This is a genomic window from Moorena sp. SIO3B2, assembly GCF_010692525.1.
In the GTDB taxonomy this organism is placed as follows: Bacteria; Cyanobacteriota; Cyanobacteriia; order Cyanobacteriales; family Coleofasciculaceae; genus Moorena; species Moorena producens.
This window is the reverse complement of record NZ_JAAHHE010000301.1, coordinates 4,448-7,352: the sequence shown is the minus strand read 5'-3', so window position 1 is coordinate 7,352 and position 2,905 is coordinate 4,448. Positions and strand designations below refer to the sequence as shown.

Here is a 2,905-nt window from a genome sequence, read left to right as displayed (position 1 = left end):
TTGTCTATGCTGGCATCTTGCCAATTATTGGTATTCTGTTAATCCAGGAGACCTTTGATGGTGCTATTCCTGTTGATTTCTTCCTTACGTTTTTAGCATTGATTGCAGTACCAACTGTCTGTACTGTCATTGGTGGTTGGCGTCTCACGATGCAACCAAGGGAGTTAATGCGCTTGTTTTATGGTGTGGAAGCACCCTTATTTGCTTGGTGCCTAATTCGTTTGTTCTTGATCCGGGAATTTACCACTGTTAGCACCTTAGTATTGGGTACCGTTTTGGTTTGTATCCTGGCATTTGCTGCGGAAGTAGTATGGGGATATGATCCTAATCGTAAACCAGTAGCATGGTTACAACTAATTGCTCACACCTTGATGCTTTTGACTAGTATTTATGTCGGAGTATTGCTGTTGTTTTATGTTGTCCCTGCTGCTGGTGCTTTTATCCAAAATTTCTTCAAATTCCAATGGCTAGAAAATCTGTGGTTATCATGGATCTATATTGATATAATCGGTTTATTAATGTTACTCCTATTTGGATTTAGCATTACCCTATTTCTAGGAATGCCCTCAGCATTTACAGCCCTTTATGTTCATTCCGGACAGCGCATCTTAAGGGCTTTTGCCAGACAGTATGGGCGCAACCGGGCGATTCAAGGGGCAGTAGCTGTGGTTACTGTCTGGATGATTCTGTTCTTTTCCTTGAATGTACAAGCTCAAGTTGAGGCGTTTAAGCTCCTAGAAAATTACCCAAAAACTAATAGCGATCGCCAAGCCTTGATAGCTAAGTCTGATGTAATTCGCACTGGGTTAGTTAATGCCAATTTGTTCCCCTATCGGTATCTGAGTAGCCGAGACGAGAATAACCATATCTACGCGATGTACAAAGATGTGTTTGACTTGCCAGATTCCCTATGTGAATTTTTACAAAATAGCTACAATCTGGTTATGTCACCGTTTTTGTATAAGGGCTCCCGAGACGATGTGGAAAAAGCTCAACAGCTTTATGGGGAATTCTTTGATACACCACTTCAGAAAGCAGAACGAAAAGCTGTTCAACATGCCCTACAATCTACAGCGATTATTGACCAAGCTAAGGCGGGTTTGTTGAATATCGATCAAAAACGGGTGTGGCTGCAAAAGCAAGAGGTAACCTTAGATGCCCATGGGGATTGGGCAGATGTAGAAATCTACGAGGTGTATAAGAATAAAACTACTGATGTTGAAGAAGTACTCTACTATTTTTCGTTACCAGAAGGGGCAGCTATTACTGGCTTGTGGCTGGGTGAAACGGATGACCGCAATCACCGCTTTCCATTTCAAGTCTCGCCACGGGGTGCTGCACAACAGGTTTACAACTCCCAGGTCAGGCGATCGCGTCCTGTGGACCCAGCCCTGCTTGAGCAAGTCGGACCTCGGAATTATCGTCTCAGAGCATTTCCCATTCCTCGTCCGTTATCCTCATGGGAGAAAAGACATGGTAGCGATCGCGCAACGGAAATGCATCTGTGGCTGACCTACAAGGTGATGCGACAAGAGAAGGGTTGGCCCTTGCCTGAGTTAAACGAACAACGTAATATCTTTTGGACAAATCGCACCAAGCGCATCCGCAATGGTAAAGTACAACGGGGTTTTTCTGATAGGTGGTTAGAAGCATATTTACCAGCAGATCAACCCCAGCAACCCATGGTTCATCAGGTGAATTTAGGGGATGGCTACCGCATCTCGGCGAAACCGTTAGACTTGTTGCAGAAATCGGGAATAGGGAACACTAACCTCTCGACATTAAAGGATAAGCGGTTTGCTCTCATTCTCGATAGTTCCAGGAGTATGGCTGCTCAAGCATCCCAGGTCAAAGAGACATTCACTTGGCTACAAAAACAGGGTTTTGCTGATCAGAGCTTGACTAACAATGATGCGGATTTGTACATCACTGACGCAATAGATAACAAGATCGAACATCAAGCTAAACGCATTGATGATATAAGTGATTTTGATCCTGCTGAGATCACCTTTTATGGCTCTATCCAACCTGAACAGATGCTGCAACAGTTTGAACAGTTGCGTGGCAATACCCCTTATGACGGGATATTACTGGTGACTGATCAGGGTAGTTATGAGTTATCTGAGGATAATAAAAATGTGGCGGTGGTGGCTGCACCCCTGTGGATGGTTCATTTGGGCAATCAATTACCCTCAGCCTACAATGATACGATTCTAAAATTGATTCAAAATAGTGGTGGTGGTGTCTCTACGGATATCCAAGGGGTAATCCAGCGGATGGCGACTCAAGAAGCCTTGGGGTCATCGGTCGTAAGTGTGGCGGATGGCTATGCTTGGTTTATGGAATCAGGAACTGCTGAGACTACTACTGAAACTGGATTTGAACCACTGGCGGCCAGGCAACTTATCCTAGGGTTGAGTGGAAACCTGAATGGTTCTCTAGAAGAACTGGATCGGATTCATGGCATCGCCAAGACCTATGACATTGTCAGTCCCTATTCATCCATGATTGTGCTGGTGAATGATCAGCAACGAAGGATGCTCAAAGAAGCAGAAGCGTCGAGCGATCGCTTTGACCGAGAGGTGGAAACTGGGGAAGAACAGTTGAATCAGCCGTCTAATCCGTTTAGTGTTTCCGGTGTTCCTGAACCGGAGGTATGGATGTTGATCTTGATCAGTGCGATCGCACTTTTGATTATTAGCAAACGACAAAAAATTACCGTTGACGGTTAACCCTCAAGAGTTGTGAATTATATAGCAATTCTCATAGCTATGAGAATTGCTATATATAGAGGTTCTCATATTAATCAGGTACACAGGATTTTTTCCCTGTTCCCTGTTCCCTGTTCCCTGTTCCCTGTTCCCTGTTCCCTAAAATCCACAACTTGTGTACCTCACCTATTTAA

General features: G+C 44.3%; 1 protein-coding gene. It reads left to right on the top strand.

All coding sequences use genetic code 11. From position 1 onward, the window contains the following. The coding region (locus tag F6K38_RS31860) for a TIGR02921 family PEP-CTERM protein (protein WP_287359063.1) at nucleotides 1-2,732 on the top strand (2,732 nt) is incomplete at its 5' end. Nucleotides 2,733-2,905: the final 173 nt, after the last annotated feature.